Origin of the sequence: Kitasatospora griseola (assembly GCF_044999035.1) — a bacterium.
Classification (GTDB): Bacteria; Actinomycetota; Actinomycetes; order Streptomycetales; family Streptomycetaceae; genus Kitasatospora; species Kitasatospora griseola.
Window position 1 is genome coordinate 789,565 of record NZ_CP173360.1, and the last position, 25,974, is coordinate 815,538.

General features: G+C 73.6%; 21 protein-coding genes. 19 read left to right on the forward strand and 2 right to left on the reverse strand.

Going from position 1 to position 25,974, the window contains the following annotated elements:
• Positions 1-140: 140 nt before the first annotated feature.
• Complete coding sequence (locus ACI1MP_RS03925; RefSeq protein ID WP_380332229.1) at positions 141-1,226, reverse strand: alpha-hydroxy acid oxidase; 1,086 nt, start codon at positions 1,224-1,226, stop codon at positions 141-143.
• Between the two features lie 173 nt (positions 1,227-1,399).
• Here ACI1MP_RS03925 and ACI1MP_RS03930 point away from each other — a divergent pair, with 173 nt between their 5' ends.
• The 12 genes from ACI1MP_RS03930 to ACI1MP_RS03985 all read left to right on the forward strand — a co-directional run bounded on the left by ACI1MP_RS03930 (position 1,400) and on the right by ACI1MP_RS03985 (position 13,967).
• Positions 1,400-2,830 carry a class I adenylate-forming enzyme family protein gene (locus tag ACI1MP_RS03930; RefSeq protein WP_404867723.1) on the forward strand — a complete coding sequence of 477 codons (1,431 nt, stop codon included), beginning with the start codon at positions 1,400-1,402 and terminating at the stop codon, positions 2,828-2,830.
• A gap of 58 nt (positions 2,831-2,888) precedes the next feature.
• Entirely contained in the window at positions 2,889-3,167 is a 279-nt protein-coding gene (locus ACI1MP_RS03935; protein WP_043912717.1) for an acyl carrier protein, read from the forward strand.
• Complete coding sequence (locus ACI1MP_RS03940; RefSeq protein ID WP_404867724.1) at positions 3,164-3,430, forward strand: acyl carrier protein; 267 nt, start codon at positions 3,164-3,166, stop codon at positions 3,428-3,430. Before ACI1MP_RS03935 ends, ACI1MP_RS03940 begins: the two co-directional genes overlap by 4 nt.
• Positions 3,427-4,533, forward strand: a complete 1,107-nt coding sequence (locus tag ACI1MP_RS03945) for a beta-ketoacyl synthase N-terminal-like domain-containing protein (RefSeq protein WP_404867725.1) — start codon at positions 3,427-3,429, stop codon at positions 4,531-4,533. Before ACI1MP_RS03940 ends, ACI1MP_RS03945 begins: the two co-directional genes overlap by 4 nt.
• A 734-nt stretch (positions 4,534-5,267) precedes the next feature.
• On the forward strand, positions 5,268-5,696 hold the full coding sequence (locus ACI1MP_RS03950) for a beta-ketoacyl synthase N-terminal-like domain-containing protein (RefSeq protein ID WP_404867726.1): 429 nt from the start codon (positions 5,268-5,270) through the stop codon (positions 5,694-5,696).
• Between the two features lie 99 nt (positions 5,697-5,795).
• Positions 5,796-7,502: a class I adenylate-forming enzyme family protein gene (locus ACI1MP_RS03955; RefSeq protein ID WP_404867727.1), complete on the forward strand. Its 1,707-nt coding sequence runs from the start codon at positions 5,796-5,798 to the stop codon at positions 7,500-7,502.
• On the forward strand, positions 7,499-8,761 hold the full coding sequence (locus ACI1MP_RS03960) for a beta-ketoacyl-[acyl-carrier-protein] synthase family protein (RefSeq protein ID WP_404867728.1): 1,263 nt from the start codon (positions 7,499-7,501) through the stop codon (positions 8,759-8,761). Before ACI1MP_RS03955 ends, ACI1MP_RS03960 begins: the two co-directional genes overlap by 4 nt.
• A 71-nt stretch (positions 8,762-8,832) precedes the next feature.
• Positions 8,833-9,825: a VOC family protein gene (locus ACI1MP_RS03965; protein ID WP_380332250.1), complete on the forward strand. Its 993-nt coding sequence runs from the start codon at positions 8,833-8,835 to the stop codon at positions 9,823-9,825.
• Between the two features lie 47 nt (positions 9,826-9,872).
• Positions 9,873-10,787 (forward strand): phytanoyl-CoA dioxygenase family protein, encoded by a 915-nt coding sequence (locus tag ACI1MP_RS03970; protein ID WP_404867729.1) that lies wholly within the window; start codon positions 9,873-9,875, stop codon positions 10,785-10,787.
• Entirely contained in the window at positions 10,784-11,779 is a 996-nt protein-coding gene (locus ACI1MP_RS03975; RefSeq protein ID WP_404867730.1) for a thiamine pyrophosphate-dependent dehydrogenase E1 component subunit alpha, read from the forward strand. Before ACI1MP_RS03970 ends, ACI1MP_RS03975 begins: the two co-directional genes overlap by 4 nt.
• Positions 11,776-12,771 carry an alpha-ketoacid dehydrogenase subunit beta gene (locus tag ACI1MP_RS03980; RefSeq protein WP_380332258.1) on the forward strand — a complete coding sequence of 332 codons (996 nt, stop codon included), beginning with the start codon at positions 11,776-11,778 and terminating at the stop codon, positions 12,769-12,771. Before ACI1MP_RS03975 ends, ACI1MP_RS03980 begins: the two co-directional genes overlap by 4 nt.
• Positions 12,768-13,967 (forward strand): type III PLP-dependent enzyme, encoded by a 1,200-nt coding sequence (locus tag ACI1MP_RS03985; RefSeq protein WP_404867731.1) that lies wholly within the window; start codon positions 12,768-12,770, stop codon positions 13,965-13,967. The genes ACI1MP_RS03980 and ACI1MP_RS03985 overlap by 4 nt, the downstream gene beginning before the upstream one ends.
• 94 nt (positions 13,968-14,061) lie before the next feature.
• On the opposite strand, the gene ACI1MP_RS03990 is transcribed toward ACI1MP_RS03985, so the two are convergent.
• The gene (locus ACI1MP_RS03990) at positions 14,062-16,911 is read right to left on the reverse strand and encodes a DEAD/DEAH box helicase (RefSeq protein WP_404867732.1); all 2,850 of its coding nucleotides are present in this window, start codon (positions 16,909-16,911) and stop codon (positions 14,062-14,064) included.
• 310 nt (positions 16,912-17,221) lie between these two features.
• Here ACI1MP_RS03990 and ACI1MP_RS03995 point away from each other — a divergent pair, with 310 nt between their 5' ends.
• The 7 genes from ACI1MP_RS03995 to ACI1MP_RS04025 all read left to right on the forward strand — a co-directional run bounded on the left by ACI1MP_RS03995 (position 17,222) and on the right by ACI1MP_RS04025 (position 25,899).
• Positions 17,222-17,953 carry a hypothetical protein gene (locus tag ACI1MP_RS03995; RefSeq protein WP_043911601.1) on the forward strand — a complete coding sequence of 244 codons (732 nt, stop codon included), beginning with the start codon at positions 17,222-17,224 and terminating at the stop codon, positions 17,951-17,953.
• Positions 17,954-18,553: 600 nt separating this feature from the next.
• Positions 18,554-18,928, forward strand: coding sequence for a hypothetical protein (locus ACI1MP_RS04000; RefSeq protein ID WP_043911600.1), 375 nt, complete (start codon positions 18,554-18,556; stop codon positions 18,926-18,928).
• A 46-nt stretch (positions 18,929-18,974) separates the two neighbouring features.
• Complete coding sequence (locus ACI1MP_RS04005) at positions 18,975-19,304, forward strand: helix-turn-helix transcriptional regulator (RefSeq protein ID WP_043911599.1); 330 nt, start codon at positions 18,975-18,977, stop codon at positions 19,302-19,304.
• A gap of 130 nt (positions 19,305-19,434) precedes the next feature.
• Positions 19,435-21,537, forward strand: a complete 2,103-nt coding sequence (locus tag ACI1MP_RS04010; protein WP_404867733.1) for a prolyl oligopeptidase family serine peptidase — start codon at positions 19,435-19,437, stop codon at positions 21,535-21,537.
• A 67-nt stretch (positions 21,538-21,604) separates the two neighbouring features.
• Positions 21,605-23,950, forward strand: coding sequence for an immune inhibitor A domain-containing protein (locus ACI1MP_RS04015; protein ID WP_404867734.1), 2,346 nt, complete (start codon positions 21,605-21,607; stop codon positions 23,948-23,950).
• An 81-nt stretch (positions 23,951-24,031) separates the two neighbouring features.
• On the forward strand, positions 24,032-24,604 hold the full coding sequence (locus ACI1MP_RS04020) for a winged helix-turn-helix domain-containing protein (RefSeq protein ID WP_404867735.1): 573 nt from the start codon (positions 24,032-24,034) through the stop codon (positions 24,602-24,604).
• On the forward strand, positions 24,601-25,899 hold the full coding sequence (locus ACI1MP_RS04025; protein WP_380332278.1) for an MFS transporter: 1,299 nt from the start codon (positions 24,601-24,603) through the stop codon (positions 25,897-25,899). Before ACI1MP_RS04020 ends, ACI1MP_RS04025 begins: the two co-directional genes overlap by 4 nt.
• The last annotated feature ends 75 nt before the right edge of the window (positions 25,900-25,974 follow it).

Here is a 25,974-nt window from a genome sequence, read left to right on the forward strand (position 1 = left end):
CCGCAAGATCGCGACGCAGGAGAATGACCTGCACGTGTCCGCGACCTTACGGACTGGTTGGCGCTTGTCGCGCAGTTCCGCCCCCCCTCGGCTTCGCCTGGGGGTACCTCCGGCGCTCGCGTGTTCTCACCCGCCTGCGTTCAGCGACCGTCGGGGACGACCGCACTGCGGTCGAGGTCGGTCAGGCGTGGGCGGCCCAACAGGGCGAGGGTGTCGTCGAGTTCGGCCTTCAGCAGGTCGAGGACCCGCGTGGCGCCGTTCTCGCCGTCGGCGGCGAGGCCCCACAGCAGGGGCCGGCCGATCAGGACGGCTCGGGCGCCGAGGGCGATCGCGAGGGCAACATCCGTGCCCGTCCGGACACCGCCGTCCAGGAGGACGGGCAGGTTCGGCGGTACGGCGTCGGCCACTTCGGGCAGTGCGGCGAGGGACGGGAGGGCACCGTCGAGCTGGCGGCCGCCGTGGTTGGAGACCAGGACGGCGTCGACGCCGTGCTCGGCGGCGAGCCGGGCGTCCTCCGCGGTGAGGATCCCCTTGAGGACGATCGGCAGGCGGGTGCGTTCGCGCAGCCAGGCGAGGTCGGCCCAGGTCAGGGTGGGGTCGAACTGCTCCTTGGCGTGGTCGGCGAGGCCCGAACTGCCGTGGCCGGCGCGGTGGCTGGCAGCCATCACGGCCTGGTCGACGTTGACGGCGCGGACGTGCGCGGGGATGGCGAAGCTGTTACGGGCGTCGCGCAGGCGGCGACCGATCCGGGGGGCGTCGACGGTCAGCACCAGAGCGCGGAATCCGGCGGCTTCGGCGCGTTCGACCAGGGCGGCCAGCACGTCGCGGCGGCGCAGCCAGTACAGCTGGAGCCAGAGCGGGCCGGTGGCGGCCTCGGCGATGGATTCCAGGGTGCGGCTGGCGAAGATCCCGGCCACCATGAGCGCGCCGGCGCGGCCCGCGGCGCGGGCGGTGGCGACCTCGCCCTCGGGATGGAACAGCTGGTGGTAGGCCATCGGGGCGATGCCGATCGGGGTCTCCAGGCGGCTGCCGAGCAGGGTGAGGCCCTGGTCGGTGGCAGAGACGTCGACCATGGTGCGCGGGCGCAGCCGGCACTCCTCGAACCCGGCCCGGTTGGCGGCGAGGGTGCGTTCGGCGCCGCTGCCGCCCTGCACGAAGTCCCAGATCTCGGCGGGGAGTCGGTCGCGGGCGGCGCGTTCGAAGTCGGCCGGTTCCAGCGCTTCCACGGGTCTGCCTTTCCGGGCAGGCCTCGGTCGGGCCCGCTCCGGCCCGGCAGCGTAGGAGGCCACGCCCCCAATGGTCTAGACATTGCTTCGACTCAAACGCCTGTGCAATCGTCAGAAAGCCGAACCGACCCCGTTCGTCGTGACCGGCGTCCTTCCAACCTCCCCTTCGTGGAGTGGCGTTGACCGGATCTTCTTCTCTCCCCGCCCAGCCGTACGAGGCCGCCGAGGCCCCGCACGACTGGGTGGACCGCTACCTGCTGGCCGGCCCCGCCGACCAGGAGTGCCTGCGCTTCGGCGCCCCCGTGGACCGGGCGGCGCTGCGCGCCCTGGTCGCCGAGCAGGCCGCCCGGCTCACCGCCGCCGGTCTGCGCCGCGGCGGCACGGCCGCGCTGCGGCTGGCGCCCTCGCTCGGCTACGTCGCCGCGCTGCTCGCCTGCTGGCAGCTGGGCGCCCAGGCCGTCCTGCTGGACCACCGGCTCACCGACCGCGAGGTCGCGCTCGCCGTCGAACGGCTGGCGCCCGAGGTGCTGGTCGGGTCGGCGCACGGCCCGGCGGCGGCGCTGCGGGGGTTCGCCGAGACCGACCCGGTGCCGGTGGCGCTGCCGAACGGCCGCCCGGCCGCGACCGGCCACGCCCTGGTGCAGCTCAGCTCGGGCTCGACCGGCCCGGCCAAGGTGATCGCCCGTACCGCCGCCGACCTGCTGCGCGAACTCGACTGCTACGCACGGCTGGAGGCGTTCCCGAAGGCCGGCGGCCGGGTGGTCCTGCTCTCCTCGGTGGTGCACGTCCTCGGCCTGGTCGGCGGGCTGCTCAACAGCCTGTACGCCCGGGTGCCGCTGACCGTCCCCGCGCGGATGACCACGGCGGGCATCCTGGCCACGATCGCCGCGGACGACCGGCCGACCACCGTGATCGGCGTCCCGTTCCACGCCGAGCTGCTGGCGGGGGCGACCGACGCGCCGCCGCTGCCGCAACTGCGCCGGATGATCGTCGCCGGCGAGCTGGTCCGCCCGGGCCTGCCCGCCGCCTTCGCCGACCGGTACGGCGTGCCGCTGGGCACCATGTACGGGATGACCGAGCTCGGCGTCATCGCCACCGACCTCGACGGTGCCCTGCACCCCGAGGCCGTGCCCGTCCACGGCATGGACGTGCGCGAGGACGGCGGCGAACTGCACATCGCGACGCCCGTCTCCCCGTACCCCGGCCTCACCGACCCCACCCGCTGGTCGGACGGCCGGCTGCACACCCGCGACGCCGGCCGGGTCGACCCGGCGACCGGCCGGATCACCGTGCTCGGCCGCCGCGACTCGCAGGTCTCGATCGGCGGCCTCAAGGTCGACCTCAACGAGGTCGAGCACACCCTGGCCGCCCTGCCGGAGGTCCGCGAGGCCGTGGTGGTCTTCGTCGACGGCGCCATCGAGGCCTACCTGGCCACCGAGAGCGCCGGAACCGCGGATCGGGCCGACGCCGTCCGCGAGGCGCTGACCCGCGAGTTGGCCGCCTTCAAGCGGCCCCGGCAGCTCACCTTCCTCCCGGCGCTGCCCCGCACCGCCACCGGCAAGCTCGTCCGCGACACCGCCGCGCTGCGCGCCGCCGCACCCTGATCACGCCTTGATCGACCGCACACCGTTCCGAACCCCGACCCAGCACGAGGAGCACACCATGCAGGAGCGCATCCACGAGTTCGTCATCGCGGCACTCGCCGGGATGAACTACGACGTCGACGAGGTCACCGGCGACACCGACCTCGGCCCGGCCGGCCTCGACCTCGAGTCGCTGGCGCTCGCCGAGCTCTCGGTCCAGGTCGAGGACGAGTTCGGGGTCAAGTTCGAGGTGGAGGAGATGGAGACCACCGCGCTGATGACCCTCGACCAGTTCACCGCCGACGTGGCCCGCCGGATCGCCGCCGACTCCACCGCTGCCGCCGGTACCGCCGCGTGAGCACGACCGTGCTGCCGGACCGGACCGAGGTCGTGGCGATGCTCGCGGCGTTCGGGCAGCGGCCCGCGGACCGCGTGCCCGAGAACCTCGGCTCGCTCGAACTCACCTGGCTGACCACCGAGTTCGAGCAGCGCTACGGCATCGAGCTGGAGCTCTCGGACGAGCGGTTCGCCGCCGTCCGCACGGTGGACGACGCCGTCGCGGTGCTGCGCGAGGCCGTGCTCGCCGCCGCGCCCTCCCCGGGCGGGGTCGCCCGGTCATGAGCAGCAGCGCACCGCCGGCCGGACGGCCGGTGTTCACCGGCCTCGGGGTGCTCAGCACCTTCGGCGCCGGGCTCGCCCCGCTGGCCGCCGCGACCGCCACGGCCGGGGCCGGCTTCGCCGAGGTGACCCGCTTCGACGTCGCCCGGCGCGGCACCCGGCGGGCGGCTCTGCTGGCCGACCCACCACCGCTCGCCGACGCAGTGCTCGGCGCCGTCACCGACGCCTGCGCGCAGTCCGAACTTCCGTCCGGTGCACCGCTGTTGCTCGCCCTGCACAGTGACCTGCGCACTCGCGGGGTCGCCGAGGAGGTGTCGCGGGGCGCCGCCGCCCTCGGCCTGGCCGGGGTGACCCGGGTCTACACCGGCGCCTGCGTGGCCGCCGCCACCGCGGTGGCCGACGCGGCCGCCATGGTCGGCTCCGGCCGGCACCCCCGGGTGCTGGTCGCGGCCGGGCACCTGGTGGAGCCGGGCGTCTTCGCGGCCTTCGACGCGGGCCGGGCGCTGGCCCGCGACGGCGAGCTGCGGCCGTTCAGCACCGGGCGCAGCGGCACCCTGCTCGGGGACGCCGCGGTGGCCGTGGTGGTCGAGGCGGCGGACGCCGCCGCCGGGCGCGGTGCCCGTCCGCTGGCCCGGCTGGCGGGCTGGGGCCGCTCCGGGGACGCGCACCACGTGTGCCGGCCGCGGCCGGACGGCGCGGGCGTGGCCCGGGCTGCCCGGTCCGCGCTGGCCCGGGCGGGGGTCGCCCCGTCCGAGGTGGGCTACGTCAACGCCAACGGCACCGGTTCGCCGATGTCCGACCTGGCGGAGGCCCGGGCGCTGCGCGAGGTGTTCGGCGACGCACTGGCCGGGTTGCCGGTCAGCTCCAGCAAGTCCGTCCACGGGCACGCCCTGGAGGCCTCCGCGCTGCTCGAACTCGCCGTCACCATCGGCGCGTTGGGCAGCGGGCGGCTGCCGGTGAACGCCGGCTGGCTGGGCCCGGACCCGGAGATCGGGCTGAACCTGGTGCTGGCCGGGCCCCGCGAGGACGCCCGTCCCCGCTACGCGCTGAGCCTCAACTCGGCGTTCGGCGGCGCGAACACCGCACTCCTGGTGGCCGCCGCATGAACCACCTGCGCACGCTCGCCACCGCGGCCTGGACCGACGGCGAGCCGCCGCCCCCGCTGCCCGGCTTCTCGGCCTCGACCTTCAACCCACTGGTCGCGGCCGTCGCCGAACGCTGCCTGGCCGCGCACTACGGCGCACCAGGCGAGCGGGGCAAGCCCGGCCAGCCCGGGGAACGCGGGGAAACCGGCGGGCCCGGCGGAGCCGAGGAGCCCAACGGACACATCGAGCCGAACAAGCCGGGGGAACCCGGGGAACCCGGTGGACCTGCGTTGCCAGGCACACCCGGCACACCCGGCACACCCGGGGACTGCGGGTTGCCAGGCGTGCCCGGCGGACCCGGATTGCCTGGCAGCCCAGAGACGAAGCCCGGTGAGCCTCGCGGACCCATCGCCTCCGGCGGCCTCGGGGACTGCGAGTTGCCTGGTGGACCCGGGTTGCCCAGCGAACCCGGGGCGCCCGGCGAGCCCGGCGAACCCGGTGGACCTGCGTTGCCAGGCGCACCCGGCACACCCGGCACGCCCGGGGACTGCGGGTTGCCAGGCGTGCCCGGCGGACCCGGATTGCCTGGCGGCCCCGGGACGAAGCCCGGTGAGCCTCGCGGACCCATCGCCTCCGGCAGCCCCGGGGACTGCGGGTTGCCTGGTGGACCCGGGTTGCCCAGCGAGCCCAGCGAGCCCGGCGAACCCGGGGCGCCCGGCGGACCTGGGTCGCCCAACAAGCCTGGCGAGCCCGAGTTGCCCGGCGGACCTCGCGGACCCGACAAGCCTGGGTTTCCCGGGGAGTCGCGTCGCACCGGCCTGCTGCTCGCCAGCGCCGGGGGTGACCGCGCCACCGCGCTGGCCATCGACACCGGCGCGGCGGGGCATCGGATGCCGCCGCTGCTGTTCTTCCAGTCCAACCCGAACGCCGTCCTCGGGCACATCGCCGCCCGCTGGGGCCTGACCGGCCCGGTCGTCGCGATCAGCCTCGCGACCGCCGCCGCACCTGGTGAAGTCCCGCCGGACGCACTGGAGTTGGCCGCCCTGCTGCTCGCGGACGGCGACGCCGACCAGGTCCTGGTCATCGCCGCCGAGCAGCCCGACCAGCCCAACCAGCCCGAACACGCCGAACACGCTCGGAGCAAGGTCGGCCACGCCACCGCCGTCCTGGTCACCGCCGCCTGAGCCCTCGTCCGCGCGCACCCCGCTTTCCGACACCCCGTCCGTACGCGTCCCCGCACACCGCACACCGCATGGTCAGCACCATGGGAGGGATCCATCACCATGAGCACCCGCAGCATCCGCAGCCTCCTGGCGAACGACCCGGACGTCGGCGCCGGGAACGTGCTGACCAGCAGGATCGCCCTGGGCATCGGCCTGGACGAGCCGGCGCTGACCTTCGACACCCCGGTGGACGGCCACGCCGCCCGGGAGGCCCTCACCCTGCGCGAGGCCGACCGCGCCGTCCGGGCCCGGGCGGCCGCGCTGCACGCCCTCGGGGTCGGCCGGCGGGACGTGGTGGTGGTGTACGTGAGCGCCGCCGCCGACCAGGTGCTGTCCTTCCTGGCGCTGACCCGGCTCGGCGCGATCCCGGCGCTGCTCAACCCCGGAGTGGAGGGCGAGCGCGCGGCCCGCTACATCGCCCGGCTCGGCGCCGCCGGCATCCTCACCGACCCCGCGCACCGGGCCGAACTCGCCGAGTACGACCCGGCGGCCCCGGTGCTCGCCGACGCCGCCGACCTCGGCGCCGCCGACCCGGACGCGGCGCCCGCCCCCTACCGCCACCACGCGGACGACCCGATCGCGATCACCCACTCCTCCGGCACCACCGGGATGCCCAAGGCGGTGGTGCACTCGCACGCCAGCCTGTACGCGTCGATCCGGCACCGCGCCGCGCTGCCCCGGCCGCAGGGCATCGACCGGGTGCTCAGCGTGCTGCCCGCCGCGCACGCCGCGACGCTGATCGCGCTCAATCTGGCGCTCAGCTTCGAGGCCCGACTGCACCTGATCTCGCAGCAGACCGGCCCGGCCGTGCCGGAGGCGATCGAGCGCTGGCGGCCGCAGAGCGTGTTCGGCTTCGCCACCACCTGGGCCGACCTGGCCCGGCAGGACCTGTCCGCCCGCGACCTGTCCTCGGTCGGCCTGTGGTGGAACACCGGCGACTGCGCGCACGAGGCGCACATCCGCCGCCTGATCGCCCAGGGTTCGCGCGAGACCGTCACCCGCGAGGGCCGCGTCCGCCTGCCGGGCTCGGTGTTCGTCGACGGCCTGGGCTCGACCGAGATGGGCCACTCGCACTTCCACATCACCCACGCCCCCGGCACCGAGAAGTACGGCCGCTGCGTCGGCCGTCCGCACACCTTCGTCGACTGCGAGGTGGTCGGCCCGGACGGCGAGCCGCTCGGCCCCGGCGAGGTCGGCGAACTCGCCACCGCCTCCCCGACCCTGGCGCCCGGCTACTGGAACGACTCGGTCACCACCTACCGCACCCGGCTGCGCGGCCGCTTCCTCACCGGCGACCTGATGTACCGGGACGAGGAGGGCTACTACTACCACGTCGACCGGCTGGTCGACTCGGTCGACCTCGGCGGCGGCCGGCGGCTGTACACCGCGATGTCCGAGGAACGGGTGCTGGCCGACGTCCCCGGCGTGCAGGACTGCACGGTCGTCGCGGTGAAGGACGGCGACCGGGTGGTCACCGACGTGCTGCTGCTGCTCGCGGCCGGCGCCGACCCGGCCGTCGACCGCACCGAGGAGGTGGTCGCCGCGCTCGACGAGCACACCGCCGCCACCGTCCGCTCGGTCCTGGTGGTCGACGACGCGGACATCCCGCTCGGCCCGACCGGCAAGGTCCGCAAGGTCCTGCTGCGCGAGCGCCACCTCGGCGCGCTGAACCTCGCGGCCGGCGCCCCTTCGACGACCGCCCTGTCGACGACCGCCCCCTCGACGACCGCCCTGTCGACGACCGCCCTCTCGGCTGCCGCCCGATGACCCGGGTCGGACGGCCGGGCGCCGTCGTCACCGGCCTGGGCATGGTCACCTCGCTGGGCCGCAGGCCGGGCGACGTCTTCGAGGCGCTGACCTCCGGGTTCAGCGGCATCACCGCCGTACCGGAGGGCCACGTCGCGCACGGCTGGCTGCCCGCCGCCGGGATCGCCCCGCACATCGACGGCCGGGAGGTGCTGCCGCCGACCGAGACCCGCTGCGTCGACCGCTTCGCGCTGCTGGCGATGGCCGCCGCGGACGACGCGCTGGCCGACGCCGGGCTGGTGGTCGGCCGCGACGTCGACGCCCGCCGCACCGCCGTGGTGCTGGGCACCGGCGGCGGCGGCCTGGAGACCTACGAGCAGCAGGCGCAGCGCCGCCGGGAGCGCGGCCGCCCCGGCGTCAGCCCGTACCTGTTGCCCGGGATGCTCTCCAACATGGCCACCGCCCGGGTCGCGATCAAGCACGGCATCCGCGGCTTCAGCACCGCGATCGTGACGGCCTGCGCGGCCGGCGCCCAGGCGGTGGCCGAGGGGCTGCGGCTGATCCGGGCCGGCGACGCGGACGTGGTGGTGTGCGGCGGGACGGACGCCTCGCTGCATCCGACGATCGTCTCCGCCTTCGCCAACGCCCGTGCGCTGGCCCAGGGTTGGGAGGATCCGGCGCAGGCGTCCCGGCCGTTCGACGCCCGCCGCAACGGCTTCGTGCTGGGCGACGGCAGCGCCGTCCTGGTCCTGGAGAGCGCCGAGCACGCGGCTGCCCGCGGCGCGGCCGGGTACGCCGAACTGATCGGTTGGGGCTCCAGCACCGACGCCCACCACCCGACCATGCCCCGCCCCGACGGCGCGGGCGCCGCCGACGCCATGCGCGCCGCCCTCGCCAACGCCGGCCTGGCCCCGTCCGACATCGGCTACGTCAACGCGCACGGCACCGGCACCAAACTCGGCGACGTCGCCGAATCGGCCGCGCTGAACGCCGTGTTCGGCGAGCACCGGCCCGCCGTCAGCTCCACCAAGGGCGCCACCGGCCACCTGCTGGGCGCGGCCGGGGCGGTGGAGGCCGCCGTCACCGCGCTGGCCGTGGCCCGCGGCCTGCTCCCGCCGACCCTCAACCTGGACGACCCCGACCCGGCGTGCGCGCTGGACCACGTCCGCGGCGCCGCCCGGCCGGTCCGGCTGCGGGCCGCGCTCAGCAACGCGTTCGCGTTCGGCGGCCACAACACCAGTCTGGTCTTCGGGCCGACGCCCACCAGCACCGTCAAGTAAGGCCACCAGCGCCGAAGAGGCCGCCACGGCCCGCTGCCTTCGCGCTCGAATCCCAGCTGCCAGGAGCCCAGTTGCCCATCCAGACGATCACCCACGTCGAGTACCACTGCGCGGATGCCGCGCGGACCGCCGCCGAGCTGCAGGACGGCTTCGGCTTCCGGCGCGACGCCGACCAGCCCGTGTGGACGCCCGCGCTGCGGGCCGTCCACCTGGTCCAGGGCGGCATCCGGCTGCGGCTGCTGTCCAGCGGGATCGGCGGCCACCCGGTGGCCGACTGGGTGGAGCGGCACGGCGAAGGCGTCGCCGTGCTGGCGCTCGGCTGCGCCGACCCGGCGGCGGCGCTGGAGCGGGCCGAGCGGCACGGCGCCGAGGTGCTGGACCGCGCCGGCGCGCTGATCGCCGGCTTCGGCGACACCGCGCTGCGCTTCGTCCCGCTGCCGGAGAGCGCGCCGGAGCCTGCCGGCGGCGACCTGCTGGACGCCCTCGACCACGTCGCGATCTGCGTGCCCGCCGGGCGGCTCGCCGCGTCCGTGCGGTTCTGCGAAGCCGCGCTCGGCATGCGCCTGATCTTCGGCGAGTACATCGAGGTCGGCGAGCAGGCGATGGACTCCAGCGTGGTGCAGAGCGCCTCCGGGGACGTCACCTTCACCCTGATCGAGCCGGACACCGACCGCCGGGCCGGCCAGATCGACACCTTCCTCGCCGACCACGACGGCGCGGGCGTCCAGCACCTGGCCCTGCGCACCGACGACATCGCCACCGCCGTCCGCACCGCCCGCTCGCGCGGCGTCGAGTTCCTGGCCACTCCCGGCGCCTACTACGACGGCCTGGCCGAGCGGCTCGGCGACACCGCGATCCCGGTCGGGACGCTGCGAGAACTGGACGTGCTGGTCGACCAGGACCACGGCGGCCAGCTGTTCCAGATCTTCGCCCGCTCCACCCACCCCCGGCGGACCTTCTTCCTGGAACTGATCGAACGCCAGGGCGCGGGCACCTTCGGCACCGCCAACATCAAGGCCCTGTACGAGGCGGTCGAGCGCCAGCGCGCCGCCGCCGCCGTCTGACCGGCCGCTCCCACCCGACCCGACCGCCCTCCGAGGAGGACCGCCCCATGACCGTCGCACCCGAGTTCGTCCTGACCCCGGCCGAGACCGCCCTGCTGCCCACGCCCGAGGACGTGGCCGGCTACCGCGAGCACGGCTGGTACCTGTCCGGGCGGCTGTTCACCGACCAGGAGCTCGACACCCTCCAGGCCGCCACCGACGACTACTACGAGGGCCGGCGCGACCGCACCCTCGCCGTCCGGCCGCCGCGGCTGGCCGCCTGGGAGCCCGCGCACGGGCCGGTCCAGCGGCACAACGACTACGTGCACTACGAGAGCGACGCGATCGCCGCGATCCTGCGCAAACCGCTGGTCGGCGCCGTCGCCGCGGTGCTCGCCGGGGCCGAGGAGATCCGGATCTTCCAGTCGACGCTGATCTTCAAGCCGCCGGTGCCGGAGGAGCCCTCCAACCAGGTGCCGTGGCACTTCGACAAGCACTACTGGCACACCTCGACCTCGGAGGAGATGCTGACCGCCTTCATCCCGTTCCACGACTGCGGGGTGGAGAACGGCACCATCACCATGGTCGACGGCAGCAACCGCTGGACGGAGCTGCCCTCCGAGGAGGACGCCACCCGGCACTTCGCCCAGCGCGACCGCGCCGAGCTGGAGTCGATCCTGGCCGCCAACGCGCGCCACAACGGCGCCGAGGTGCGCAAGGTCCCGGTGGTGATCCCGCGCGGGCACGTCAGCTTCCACCACTGCCGCACCTACCACGGCAGTGGCGCCAACCTGGCCGACTTCCCGCGCCGGGCGATCTCGCTGCACCTCCAGGACGGCGCCAACGCGTACCGCCACGCCACCCGCCCGGACGGCAGCCCCGCCTCGTACAACCACGACGTGCTGGTCCGCCGCACCGCCGACGGCCGCCCCGACTACGCCGACCCGGAGATCTGCCCGGTCGTCTGGCGGGGAGCCCGGTGACGGGCCTGCCCGGCTCGGCCGACCTCGGCTCCCCCGCCGGGCGCTACCGGATGCTGCGGCTGATCCGCGGCTTCGAGGAGCTCGCGCTCGGCCTGGTGAAGTCCGGGGAGATCACCGGCGGCATCCACCCGTACATCGGGCAGGAGGCGGTGGCGGTCGGCGTCTGCGCCGCACTGCGCCCGCAGGACCGGATCACCTCCACCCACCGGGGCCACGGCCACGTGCTCGCCAAGGGCGCGGACCCGAGCCGGCTGCTGGCCGAACTGCTGGGCCGCACCGGCGGGTTGAACCGGGGGCGGGGCGGCTCGATGCACGCCGCGGACTTCTCGCTCGGCATCCTGGGCGCCAACGGCATGGTCGGCGCCGGCGGCGCGATCGCGGTCGGCGCCGCCTGGTCGGCCCGGCAGGCCGACGAGGACCGGATCGCCGTCGCGTTCTTCGGCGACGGCGCGCTCAACCAGGGCGTCCTGCTGGAGTCGTTCAACCTGGCCGCGATGTGGCGGCTGCCGGTGCTGTTCGTCTGCGAGAACAACGGCTACGCCACCACGCTGCCGGCCGCCACCGCGGTGGCCGGCAGCGCCACCGGTCGGGCCGCCGCCTTCGGGATCCCCGCCGTCGAGGTGGACGGGATGGACACCGAGGCCGTCCGGACGGCGGCCGCCGAGGCCGTCGCCCGGGCCGCGGCCGGCGGCGGCCCGGGCTTCCTGGAGTGCCGCACCTACCGCTTCGAGGGGCACCACACCATGGAACGGCTGATGAAACTGCGCTACCGCACCCCGGAGGAGGTCGCCGACTGGCGCGCCCTCGACCCGCTGCCGCGCGCCGCCGCGCTGCTGCCGCCCGGCCTGGCCGAGCGGCTGGACGACTCGGTCGCGCAACAGCTGGCCGCCGCCCGGCAGTTCGCGCTCGACTCCGAACTCCCCTCCCCCGACGGCGCGTCGGAGCACCTCTACGCGGACGGGATGCGTCCGAGGGCGGGGTCCGGGGCATGAGGCTCTCCTACACCAAGGCGCTCAACCGGGCGCTCACCGACGCCCTCGCCGAGGACCCGGCGGTCTGCGTGTTCGGCGAGGACATCGGCGCCGGAATGGCCGGCCCCACCCTCAACCTGCTCGACCGCTTCGGCCCCGGCCGGATCGTCGACACCCCGCTCTCCGAGCAGGCGTTCACCTCGATGGCGATCGGCGCCGCGCTGACCGGGCGGCGGCCGGTGATCGAGTTCCAGATCCCCTCGCTGCTGTTCCTGGTCTTCGAGCAACTCGTCAACCAGGCGCACAAGTTCTCGCTGATGACCGGCGGCCAGGCGAACGTCCCGCTGACCTGCCTGGTGCCGGGCTCCGGCTCCCGGGACGGCTGGGCCGGGCAGCACTCCGACCACCCGTACAGCCTGTTCGCGCACGCCGGGATGAAGACCGTGGTCCCGGCCACGCCCACCGACGCCTACGGGCTGCTCCGGTCGGCGATCGCCGACCCGGACCCGGTGGTCGTCTTCGCCCCGGCCGGCGCCCTGCCGGTGCGCGAGACCGTGACCCGGGAGCTGGCGCCGATCCCGCTCGGCTCGGCCCGGATCCACCGCGAGGGCGCCGACGTCACCGTGGTCGCCGTCGGCCACCTGGTGCACGACGCGCTGGCCGTCGCGGAGGAACTCGCCCCGGAGGTCTCCGTCGAGGTGTTCGACCCGCGCACCCTGTACCCGTTCGACTGGACGGCACTGGCCGCCTCGCTGGAGCGCACCGGCCGGCTGGTCGTCGTCGACGACTCCAACCGCAGCTGCGGCATCGGCGGCGAGATCGTCGCCACCGCCGCCGAGGAGATGCGCCTGATCGCCCCGCCCCGGCGGATCACCCGCCCGGACGGCACCGTGCTGCCGTTCGCCCCCGCACTGGACCGCGCCCTGCAGCCGAGCCGCGACCACCTGCGCGACGCCGTCCGTGCGGTGATGAAGCATCGGCCGACCTCCAGCCGCGAGGACCTGGGCCGTTGAACCTGACCGCCGAACTCACCTCCCTCAGCCCGGCCTTGCGCTCCGCCCTGGCGGCGTCCGGCGACGACCGGATCTTCTACGACCTGGCCGGCATCACCCGCCGCTACACCGCGCTGCGGGACGAACTCCCGGGCGTCGCCGTCCGGTTCGCCATGAAGGCCTGCCCGGTGGACGAGGTGCTGGCCGAACTCGCCGCGCTCGGCGCCGGTTTCGACGCCGCCGGCCCGAACGAGATCGCCCAGGCGCTGCGCACCGGCGTCCCGGCCGAGCGGGTGCACTACGGCAACACCGTCAAGTCGGACCGGGGCATCGCCGAGGCCCACCGCCTGGGCATCCGGGACTTCGCCACCGACAGCCTCGCGGACGTCGCCGCGATCGCCGAACACGCCCCGGGCGCCCGGGTGTTCTGCCGGCTCGCCACCACCGGCAAGGGCGCGCTCTGGGGCCTGAGCCGCAAGTACGGCTGCTCGGCGGCGGACGCCGTCCGGGTGATGACCGCGGCCCGGGCGGCCGGGCTGACCCCCGCCGGGCTCTCGGTGCACGTCGGCTCGCAGCAGCTGACCGCCGAGGCCTGGGCGGCGGCCTTCGACCTGCTCGCCGACGCCATGGTGGAGCTCGAACGGGACGGGATCCGGCTCGACCACGTCAACCTCGGCGGCGGCCTGCCCGCCCTCGGCTACGTCGACCGGCACGGCACCGCGCTCGAACCACCGCTCGACGAGATCTTCCGCACCGTCCGGCAGGGCCTCGACCGGCTGCGCCGCCTGCACGGCGGCGAGCTGGCGTTCGTCCTGGAGCCCGGCCGCCACCTGGTCGCCGACCAGGGCGCGATCCGCACCCACGTCTACCGACTGACGGACCGTCAGCAGCCGGACGGCGAGCGGGAGCACTGGCTCTACCTGGGCTGCGGGAAGTTCAACGGGCTGTACGAGATGGACCAGGTGCAGTACCGGCTGGTCTTCCCGACCCACCCGGACGAGGACCGCGTTCCCGCCGTGATCGCCGGCCCGACCTGCGACAGCGACGACACCTTCCCGCACGGGCGCACCACCGGCCGGGTGCCGGTGCCCCGGGGGGTGGCCTCCGGCGACCCGGTGTGGATCCTCGCCAGCGGCGCGTACGCGGTCAGCTACCTCACCCAGGGATTCAACGGCTTCGACCCGCTGCCGTGCACGGTGCTCCCGGCCGACGCCTGACCCCGGTCCGGGCGTCCCCGGCTCGACCACACCGACGAGGACGGACGCGAACGGGCCCGGCCGCCGACCGGCCGGGCCCGCTGCGCAGGTACCGCTACCCGACGGACGAGTACGCGATGATGCCGCGCCGCATGCCGTCGACGGCCTTGCGGGCGGTGCGGCGGAGCTCGACGTTGTCGCCGGCGGCGTCCTGGATCTGGCCGAGGACGTCGATCAGCTGCTTGGTCCAGCGGACGAAGTCGCCGGCGGGCATGTCGGCGTCGCGCAGGACGGCGTCCAGGTCGTGGCCGAGGGCCCAGCGGTAGGCGGCCCAGGCGAAGCCCAGGTCGGGTTCGCGCTGGCCGACGCCCTCCGCGGTGGAGATCTTGTGCTGCTCCTCCAGGGCGTCGAGCTTGCCCCAGATCCGGACCATCCGGCCGAGCGCGTCCTTCGCGCCGCCCTCGGGGACCCGGGGGGCGGTGGCGTCGTCGGACTGCCGGGCCTCGTAGACCAGCGCGGAGGCGCAGGCGGCGAGTTCGGCGGCGGCGAGACCGTCCCAGACGCCTTCGCGGATGCACTCGGAGGCGAGCAGGTCGAGCTCGCCGTAGAGCCGGGCCAGCCGCTTGCCGTCGTCGGTGACGGTGTCGCCGCTGAGGTAGCCGAGCTCGGTGAGCAGGCCGCAGACCCGGTCGAAGGTGCGGGCGATGGTGTGGGTGCGGGAGCGCATCCGGCGTTCCAGCAGTTCGGTGTCGCGGTGCAGGCGGTGGTAGCGCTCGGACCAGCGGGCGTGGTCCTCGCGTTCGTCGCAGCCGTGGCAGGGGTGCTGGCGCAGCGCGGCGCGCAGCCGGGCGATCTCGGGGTCGTCGGCGGCGGCGGCGCGGCCCTTGCGGAACCGCTCGGGTTCGAGGTGGCCGGCCTTGGTGCGCAGCGCGGAGGCGAGGTCGCGGCGGGACTGCGGGCTGCGCGGGTTGAAGGACTTGGGGATGCGCATCCGGTCCATGGCGGCGACCGGGTGCGGGAAGTCGATCATCGCGAGGCGCTTGACCTGGCGTTCGGCGGTGAGCACGACGGGGCGCGGCCCGTCCTGGTAGTCGGGGTGGCGGGGGCCGGTGCGCCCGTGCCGGCCCCGGACGTCCGGCGGGAGGCCGGGGTCGAGGACGAGCGCGAGGCCGGCGAACTTGCCGGTGGGGACGTGGATGATGTCGCCGGGCTTGAGCTGCTCGATGGAGTCGACGGCGGCGGCGCGGCGCTGCGTGGAGCCCTCGCGGGCGAGCTCGTTCTCTCGGTCCTTGAGCTGCCGGCGAAGCGACATGTACTCGTCGAAGTCGCCGAGGTGGCAGGTCATCGACTCGCGATAGCCGTCCAGGCCCTCCTCGTTGCGCTGGACCTGGCGGGCGATGCCGACCACCGAGCGGTCCGCCTGGAACTGCGCGAAGGAGGTCTCCAGCAGTTCGCGGGAGCGGTGCCGCCCGAACTGGCCGACCAGGTTGACGGCCATGTTGTAGGACGGGCGGAAGGAGGACTTCAGCGGGTAGGTGCGGGTGCCGGCCAGGCCGGCCAGCGCCTCCGGGTCGAGGCCGCGCTGCCACAGCACCACGGCGTGGCCCTCGATGTCGATGCCGCGGCGGCCGGCCCGGCCGGTGAGCTGGGTGTACTCGCCGGGGGTGATGTCGGCGTGGGTCTCGCCGTTCCACTTGACCAGCTTCTCCATGACCACCGAGCGGGCGGGCATGTTGATGCCGAGGGCGAGCGTCTCGGTGGCGAAGACCGCCTTGACCAGGCCCTTGACGAAGAGTTCCTCGACGACTTCCTTGAACCTGGGCAGCATGCCGGCGTGGTGGGCGGCGATGCCGCGCTCCAGGCCGTCGAGCCACTCGAAGTAGCCGAGCACGTTGAGGTCCTCGTCGGGGATGTCGCGGCAGCGTTCCTCGACGAACCGGCGGACGGTGGCGCGGTCGGCCTCGCGGTTCAGCCGCAGGCCGGAGTTGAGGCACTGCTGGACGGCGGCCTCGCAGCCGGCCCGGCTGAAGATGAAGGTGATCGCGGGGAGCAGGCCTTCGGCGTCCAGCCGGTCGATGACGTCGACCCGGCTCGGCGTCCAGACCCGGCCGGGGCGGCCGGCGGGCATCGAGCGGCCGCGGCCGCGGGCGAACCTGTCCCGGCCGCGGTCGGCCTCGGAGCGGGCCAGGCGCACCAGCTCGGGGTTGACCGCCTTCGCCGGGTTCTTCAGGCTGCCCTTGGGGCGGCCGTCCCGGTCGGGGCTGGCGAACAGGTCGTACATCCGGTTGCCGGCCATCACGTGCTGCCAGAGCGGGACGGGGCGGTGCTCGGAGACGATCACCTCGGTGCCGCCGCGCACGGTGTCCAGCCAGTCGCCGAACTCCTCGGCGTTGGAGACGGTCGCGGACAGCGACGCCAGGATCACGGATTCGGGGAGGTGGATGATGACCTCCTCCCAGACGGCGCCGCGGAAGCGGTCGGCGAGGTAGTGCACCTCGTCCATCACCACGTAGCCGAGGCCGTCGAGGGCGCTGGAGCCCGCGTACAGCATGTTGCGCAGCACCTCGGTGGTCATCACGACCACCGGCGCATCGCCGTTGACGGAGTTGTCGCCGGTGAGCAGGCCGACCTTGGCCTGGCCGTAGCGCTTGACCAGGTCGCCGTACTTCTGGTTGGACAGCGCCTTGATCGGCGTGGTGTAGAAGCACTTGCGCCCGGCGGCCAGCGCCAGGTGGACGGCGAACTCGCCGACGATGGTCTTGCCGCTGCCGGTGGGGGCGGCGACCAGGACGCCCTTGCCGCTCTCCAGCGTCTCGCAGGCGCGGACCTGGAAGTCGTCGAGCGGGAAGTCGTACAACTGCTGGAAGCCGTAGAGGGCCGTCGCCTGCTCCCTGGCGCGTTCGCGGGAGGCCGCGTACCGCTCGGCGGGGCTGAGCTGCTCTTCGGGCGTGGGGCTGCCGTGCACTGGCGTCACCTTTTCTTCCCGTGGGTGTGGCTGGACGGGGGCGCAGACGGCGACGCCTGCGGCTGCGGGGCCGCGGCCCTGGCGGGCGACGGGGCGCAGCGGGTGCTTGGGGTGTGGTGATCGAGCATCTCAGCCTGAGATTACCCGTCTGGAGTGACATCAACAGCCGACTTTTCCGGCAGCTGAAATCGCCGGCGGGAGACGGTGCGATGCGTGATCGGACGGCTGCTCGGGGTGAGCGTCGCCGCAGGTGGGCCGGGCCGCGAAAATCCGGTGCGGGTCGAACGGGCGTTCCGCTAGCGTCCTCGTCGTGGCCAAGTTGAACCAGATCATCGCCGTGGAAAAAGGCGTCAAGTCGAAGTCGTTCCAGGAGCTGACGCAGGCTCACCAGGATCTGCAGAAGCCCGCCCTGCTGGCCGGCATCTCCCGGACGTACCAGCCGAAGGACGAGGAGGGCGAGCAGTTGCCGCCCGAGTCGACGCGGGTGCAGGTCAAGGCGGAGGACGTGCTGCGCACCACCGCCGCCACGCTCACCCGGCTGTTCGACGTCACCGCGACGAAGGACTGGGCCAACACCGAGGCCCGGGCCGACGTGGTGGTGGACGGGCGGACGCTGGTGGCCGACGCGCCCGTCACGTACCTGCTGTTCCTGGAGAAGCAGCTGACCGACCTGCGGACGTTCGTCCGCAAGCTGCCGGTGCTGGACGCCGCCGAGTCCTGGTCGCACGACCCGTCCTCGGACGCGTGGAAGACCGAGGCGGTGCGCACCATCCGCACCAAGAAGGTGCCGCGCAACCACGTGAAGGCGGAGGCGACGGAGAAGCACCCGGCGCAGGTCGAGGTCTACTACGAGGACGTCGCGATCGGGTACTGGACGACCGTGAAGTTCTCCGGCGCGCTGCCCGCGCGCCGGGTGAACGAGCTGCTGGAGCGGGTGGAGAAGCTCCAGCAGGCGGTGCAGTTCGCCCGTGAGGAGGCGAACGCCGCGGAGGTCACCGACCGCCGGGTCGGCGACGCCGTGTTCGGCTACCTGTTCGGGTAGCCCCAAGAGCCCCCCGGGTGAGACCGGGGGTGGCGCGAGAAGCGCAAGCTGACACTGAAGTTGAAGCTGACTTCGGGGCACAGGTGGAGGTTCGAGTCCTCCCCCCGGCACCACACGCGCCGGGGTGGCCCAACCAGGCAGAGGCAACCCCGTCAATCTCAGACTCTCGCTCAAGTCTCAGCATTCGCCGCCGAGCGCCGGATCGACCGGTCGAGGGCCGGTAACGTCGGATGCGGGTTCGACTCCCGCCTGCGCCTCTTCCTGGCGCGGTAGCTTCAATGGCAAAGCACGACGTTGTGAGAGTGACCCTCGGCCTTAAACGTGCCGGCGCAGAGCAATTGGGTGGCACCTCAGGAGCCCGGGAGCTGGATACCGCTCCCGGGCTCCGTCACGTTCGGGGGCCGGCTTTCCCGAGTGGGCGTTTCCGAGAAGTGTTCACATCCTGAGTTTCAAATGTCTTCAAGTGATCAGCGATTCGACGTTTTTCGATCGGAGGTCGCCCAGCTTCGAACGATTCCGGTCAACACTCGGCCGAAGTGCGATCCGGTTCCTACAGTCGTGCCGACCGAGCAGGCCGCGACAGCAGCAGGAGGACAGGCGATGGCGAATCTCGAAACCTCGCTCAAGGAAGCCATGACCATCGAAGGAGCCATCGGCGTGGCGCTGGTGGACTACGGCAGCGGAATGGCGCTGGGGACTCTCGGCGACGGCGGGGAGATCGACCTGAATGTCGCCGCGGCCGCCAACACCGACCTGGTGCGTGCCAAGATGCGGGCGATGGAGCTGCTCAACCTCCACGACGACGGGATCGAGGACATCCTGGTCACCCTGACCGGGCAGTACCACCTGATCCGCCCGCTGACCACGGCCGGCGGGCGCGGGCTGTTCCTCTACCTCGCGCTCAACCGCAGCCGGTCCAACCTGGCGATGGCCCGGCACCAGTTGAAGCGGATCGAGGCGTCCCTGGAGGTCTGAGCGCGGGGCGGCGGCCCACGGGCCGCCGGAGACAAGGGGAGGAAGCATGCCCGTACCGCTGTACCAGGCCAAGGCCGAGTTCTTCCGGATGCTCGGCCATCCGGTCCGGATCCGAGTGCTCGAACTGCTCCAGGCGGGGCCGACGCCCGTCCGCGAGCTGCTGCCCGAACTCGACGTCGAACCGTCCAGCCTCTCCCAGCAGTTGGCCATCCTGCGCCGCTCCGGCCTGGTCACCGCCACCCGCGAGGGTTCCACGGTGGTCTACGCGCTGGCCGGCGCCGACGTCGCCGAACTGCTGCGCACCGCCCGCCGGATACTCACCGAGCTGCTCGCCGATCAGGGCATGCTGCTGGAGGAGCTCCGCGCTTCCCCCTGACACGCCGACGGGCCACCCGCCCCCAGCACCGGGTGGCCCAGCCGGGTGCACTCGCGAGTATCTGTGCTGTGTGACATTTCACAGGTCATACTTCTAGCCGAACCCACCCCTGCCCCGCAACGATCGGCTGGTGACTCACACCGACCCCTTTCTCGCGCTGAGCGCCGCCACCGGCCGCTTCAGCTACGGCTCGCCCCGCGCCGTCACCCTCGCCGCCGACGCCCGCCGCGCCCTGTTCCTGCGCTCCACCGGCCCGACCGACCCGGTCGAGCGCCTGTGGAGCTTCGACCTGACGACCCGCCAGGAGCACCTGGTGGCCGACCCGTTGGCGCTGGCGCCCGGGCGCACCGGCGCGGTCGCGGACCTGCCGCCGGTGGAGCGCCGGCTGCGCGAGCGGATCCGGGTATGGGCGCCCGGCATCGGCTCGTTCGCGGCCACGGCCGATCTCGCCACGGCGGTCTTCACCCTCGACGGCCGGCTGTTCCGGTGCGACACCGCGACCGGCTCCTGCACCGAACTCCCGGTCGCCGGTCCCGCGTTCGACCCGCGCCCGAGCGCGGACGGCGCGCTGGTCGCGTACGTCGCCGACGACGCGCTGCACCTGACCTCGGGCGGCCGGCTCAGCCCGGCGGACGGGGCCCGCTGGGGCGTGGCGGAGTTCGCGGCGGCGGAGGAGCTGGGCCGCTCCCGGGGCCACTGGTGGTCGCCCGACGGCTCCGCGGTGCTGGCCGCCCGGGTGGACGAATCGGCGGTGCCGCTCCGGCACTTCGCCGACCCGGCGCACCCGGAGCGGGAGCCGGAGTCGTTCGCGTACCCGCAGGCGGGCGGCCCGAACGCGGACGTCCAGCTGTGGGTGCTGCGGCTGTCCGGCGACCGCACCCGGCTGCGCTGGGACGACGCCGAGTTCCCGTACCTGCTGGCGGCCGACTGGGAGGGCGACGGGGAGATCCTGCTGACCGTCGCGGACCGCCTGCAGCAGCGGGTGCTGCTGCTGAGCGCCGACCCGGCCACCGGCGTCACGCGCGAACTCTCCCGCACCGAGGACGAGTTCTGGGTGGACCCGCTGCCGGGCACGCCGCTGCGGCTGCCCGACGGGCGGGTGCTGACCTCGGCGGACACCCCGGCGGCGCGCGGGCTGGCGCTGGACGGCAAGGCGCTGACGGACGAGCGCCTGCAGGTGCGCCGGGTGGTCGGGCCGTGGCACGGCGGACTGCTGGTCGAGGCGGGCGACGGCGACCCGGCCGACCAGCAGGTGTTCTTGCTGGACCCGGACGGCGGCGCGCCGGAGCGGCTCACCGAGGGCCCGGGCGTGCACACCGTGGCCGCGCACGGCGAGGGCGTGCTGCTGCTCGTCTCGGCGTCCCTCGACGGCGTCCGCCGCGAGCTGGTCGGGCCCGGCGGCGCCCGCACCGCGTTCCCCGACCTGTCGGCCGAACTCCCCTACCGGCCGGAGCCGTTGCTGCGACGGGCCACCGAGCACGGGCTGCCCTCGGCGGTGCTGTACCCGCGCGGGCACGTGGCGGGGAACCGACTGCCGGTGCTGCTGGACGTGTACGGCGGGCCGGGCTTCCAGGCGGTGGCGAACGAGCCGCGCCGCTGGCAGCTGAAGCAGTGGTGGGCCGACCAGGGCTTCGCGGTGGTGACCGTGGACAACCGCGGAACGCCTTTCGTGTCACCGGAGTTCACCCGGGCGATCTTCCGCCGCTTCTCGCAGGTGGCGATCGACGACCAGGTGGCGGCGCTGCAGGCGCTGGGCGCGGAGCACCCGGATCTGGACCTGACCCGGGTGGGCGTGCGCGGCTGGTCGTACGGCGGATACTTCGCGGCGCTGGCGGTGCTGCGCCGCCCGGACGTGTTCCACGTGGCGAGCGCGGGTGCGCCGCCGACCGACTTCCGGCTGTACGACACGGCGTACACCGAGCGGTACTTGGGGCTGCCGCAGGACAACCCGCAGGGGTACGAGGCGGACTGCCTGCTGGCCGACGCGCCGTCACTGCGCCGTCCGCTGCTGCTGATCCACGGGTTGGCGGACGACAACGTGCACCCGTCGCACTCGCTGCTGCTGTCGCAGGCGCTGAACCGGGCGGGGCGTCCGCACGCGGTGCTGCCGCTGCCGGGGGTGAGCCACATGCTGCCGGACGGCGAGCTGGAGCGGGTGGCGGCGGTGGAGCTCGCCTTCCTCCGCGAGAACTTGGGCCTGCGGCAGGAGTTGGGCACTACCCCTTCCACCTGATGCATGACATGTGAAATATTACCGACCATTCCTTTACCTCCCCCTTTCCTACTGAGGAGCGGGTCACTTGCGCAGACTCCCCACAGCCCTGCTGGCTGCCCTGACCACCGGCGCGATAGCCCTGGCCGCCGCCCCCGCCCAGGCCCAACCGTCCACCGCCGCCCCGCAGTCGGCGACCGACGGCCGGGAGGCGCCGCCCTCGCCGGTGCCGCCGCAGGAGCGGGCCCGGCAGGCGCTCAAGGCGCAGGCCATGGCACAGGTCAACCAGGGCAAGGTCGCCAAGAGCGACAAGGGCACCACCCCGGCCAAGGTCAAGATCGGCAACGACTACGTCCAGCTGGCCCACCAGCGCACCGACAAGGTGTTCGTGATCCTCGCCCAGTTCGGCGACCAGGTCGACAACACCACGCTGTACGACGGCAAGCCGCGCTACGGCGGCACCCCCGGCCCGCAGCACAACCGGATTCCGCAGCCGGGCGCGAACGACACCCACACCTACTGGCAGAACGACTTCAGCCGCGACTTCTACCGGAAGATGTTCTTCGACGACGCGCCGGGCGCGAACTCGATGCGCAACTTCTACCGCACCCAGTCCTCGGGCCGGTACGACATCGAGGGCACCGTCACCGACTGGGTCACCCTGCCGTGGAACGAGGCCCGCTACGGCTCCAACAAGGGCCCGCAGGGCGGCGGCGGCTGGACCCAGGCGCAGGAGTTCGTCCGGGACGCCACCAAGGCCTGGTACGACGGCGAGATCGCCAAGGGCCGCACGGCCGCGGACGTCAAGGCGGAGCTGGCGCAGTACGACGTCCAGGACCGCTACGACTACGACAAGGACGGCAACTTCGACGAGCCGGACGGCTACCTCGACAACGTGATCGTGGTGCACGCCGGCGTCGACGAGACCTGGGGCGGCGGCGCGCAGGGCGGCGACGCCCTGTGGGCGCACCGCAGCTGGACCTTCCCCGACCCGACCGGGCAGACCGGCCCGGCGGGCAACCGGATCGGCGGCGCGCCGGTCGGCGACACCGGCCTGTACGTGTACGACTACGTGCAGGCGGGTGAGAACAGCGGCGTGGGCCTGTTCTCCCACGAGTTCGGGCACAACCTGGGCCTGCCGGACCTGTACTCGACCAACGGCGGCGACAACTCCGTCAGCTTCTGGTCGCTGATGTCCTCGGGCTCGTACCTGGGCAAGGGGCGCAACACCACCGGCGCGTACCCGGGCGACCTGGACGCCTGGAGCAAGCTGCAGATGGGCTGGCTGAACTACGACGAGGCGCAGGCCGCCACCCGTTCCAGCCACACCCTGGGCGTGTCCGGCTACAACACCGACCAGGCGCAGGCCGTCCTGGTGCACCTGCCGCCGGCTTCGACCACGACCACGCTGGCCGACCCGTTCGAGGGTGGCGCGCAGTGGTGGAGCGACAGCGGCGACAACATGGACGCCTCGCTGTCGCGCACCGTGGACCTGACCGGGAAGACCTCCTCGGCCGCCCTCGACGCCGCGGCCTGGTGGGACACCGAGCAGGACTACGACTTCTTCACGGTGGAGGCGTCCGCGGACGGCGGCCGTACCTGGACGCCACTGCACGGCACCGTCGACGGGCTGCCGATCGGCGACACCACGGCGAACACGCCCGGCCTGAGCGGCAGTTCGGGCGGCTGGCGACAGCTGCACCTCCCGCTGGACGGGTACCTCGGCAAGCAGGTGCAGGTGCGCTTCCACGTCACCTCCGACACCAACACGCACGGCCGGGGCGTGCTGGTGGACGCGGTGAAGCTGACCGCGGACGGCGCGGTGCTGCTGGCCGACGGCGCGGAGGGCGGCCCGGGCGACTGGGCGGCCGTCGGGTTCTCGGTCATCCACGGCAAGGACGCCGTCAAGCAGCACCCGCGGGCCTACCTGGTGGAGAACCGCCGCTACACCGGGTACGGCGCGTTCCTGAAGACCGGGCCGTACAACTTCGGCTACTCGGGTGTGCCGGGCAAGGCCGACGTGATCGACAACTACCCGTACCAGGAGGGGGTGTTGGTCTGGCTGTGGGACACCTCCTACGAGAACAACAACACCGTCGACCACCTGGGCGGCGGGCTGATCCTGCCGGTGGACGCGCACCCGAAGGCGCTGCGGTTCGCGGACGGCTCGCTCACCAACGGGCGTTCGCAGTCCTACGACGCGACGTTCTCGCTGAAGAAGACCGACGCGTTCACGCTGCACAAGGCGGGCGTGGCGACCAGGGTTCCCTCGGAGCCGGCGGTGCCGGCCTTCGACGACCACAGCGGGGTGTACACCGACCCGGCGATCCCGCAGCTCGGGGTGAAGGTGCCCGACACCAACACCCGGATCGAGGTGGTCCGCGAGACCCAGGGCGGCAAGCTGACCACCGTCCGGGTGGGCCCGGCGTCCTGAGCTCCGCGGTGATCCGAAGTACCGGTCGGCCGAAGGCCGTTCCTCTTGTAAAGGCTTCTTTAGAAAGATAGCTTTGGATACATGAGCGAACAGCCGTCGGCCGTCCGGCTGACCGACCCGCGCGCCCTGCGCGCCTACGCCCATCCGACCCGGATGACCCTGGTGGGCCTGCTCCGCGTGCACGGGCCGCTGACCGCGACCCGGGCCGCGGAGCTGCTCGGCACCGAGTCCGTCGCCAGCTGCTCCTTCCACCTGCGCCAACTCGCCAAGTACGGGCTGGTGGAGGAGGCCGGCGGCGGGCGCGGGCGGGAGAAGCCCTGGCAGGCCACCGCCGACCTCACCAGCTGGGACTCCTCCCCCGCCGACCCCGATCAGGCCGCCGCCGTCGACACCCTGCAACGCGCGGTGCTGGACGGCTACTTCGCCCGCGCCACCGGCTGGCTGACGCACCGCGCCGAGGAGACGCCCGAGTGGCGCGAGGCGGCCGGCTTCGGCGACACCGTGGTGCGGGTCACCCCCGAGGAGCTCACCGAACTCCTCACCCGCATCGAGGAATTGACCCGCCCCTACCTGGAGCGCACGGCCGACCGGCCGGAGGGCGCGCGCGCCGTCCAGCTGATGCAGCTGGCCGTGCCGACGGACGTGCGGCCGTGATCGGCCGGCTCCGGATACCCGAACTGCTGCGCGAGACGGCCTTCCGCCGCTACTGGACCGGACAGACCGTCTCCTCGCTGGGCGACCAGGTCACCCTGCTGGTGATCCCGCTGATCGCGGTCTCCGCGCTGCACGCGGACGCCGCGCAGATGGGCTACCTGGCCGCCGCCGGCTACCTGCCGTACCTGCTGCTGTCGCTGCACGCGGGCAGCTGGGCCGACCGCTCCCGGCAGCGGCGCCGGGTGATGATCGTCACCGACCTGGGCCGCGCTGCGGCGCTGCTGACCGTACCGATCGCCTGGGCCGCCGGGCTGTTGACGCTCTTTCAGCTGTACGCCGTGGTGCTGGCCGTCGGCTCGCTGTCGGTGTTCTTCAACGTCTGCAACGCGCCGCTGTTCGTCGCCCTGGTCCCCGCCGAGCAGTACCTGAGCGGCAACGCGCTGATCAACGGCAGCCGCGCGGCCAGCTTCGTGGTGGGCCCGGGCCTCGGCGGCCTGCTGGTCCAACTGCTGTCCGCGCCATTGGCGTTGGTGGCGGACGCGCTGTCCTTCGTGGCGTCCGCGCTGTTCCTGCGCCGGATCAGCCCCGAGGAGCCGCCGCCCGCCGAGGCCGGGCGCGGCTCGACCGGCGAGGGCCTGCGCTGGATCCGCCGCTCCCCCGTGATGCGCGCGGCGCTGCTCGGCACCGCCACGGTCAACCTGTTCACCTTCGTCCTCAGCGCCCTGTTCGTGCTCTACGCGACCCGTGAACTCGGCTTCAGCGCGGGCCTGTTGGGCGCGGTGTTGGGCGCCGCCGCGGTCGGCACGCTGCTCGGCGCGGCGCTCACCGGGCGGGTGGCGGCCCGGATCGGCATCGGCCCGGCCTTCCTGTTCGGCCTGGTGGCGTTCGCCGCGCCGATGCTGCTGATCCCGCTGGCCGGCGGGTCGCGCGTCACGGCCGCCGCCCTGCTGTTCGCCGCGGAGTTCCTGTCCGGCATCGGCATGATGATCCTCGACATCTCGGCGGGCACCATCTTCGCCGCCTGCATCCCGGACGCCCTGCGCTCCCGGGTCTCCGGCGCCTACCAGGCCGTCAACTACGGCGTGCGGCCGCTCGGTTCGCTGCTCGGCGGGCTGCTCGGCTCCACCCTGGGCCTGCGCCCCGCGCTCTGGATCGCCGCGATCGGAGCGATCGCTTCCGGACTGTGGGTGGTCTTCTCGCCGATCCCGCGGCTGCGCGAACTGCCCGGTCGGGACGGGGCGGTGGACCCGGAGAATCCCGCTGACCAGGAGGAACGACTCGAACATTCGACCTGACGTCGGGTCGGGATTCCGGGGCACGATAGCGCATTCGGGCATATGCCCGACGGATATGGCCGAAAGTCTCGCCCC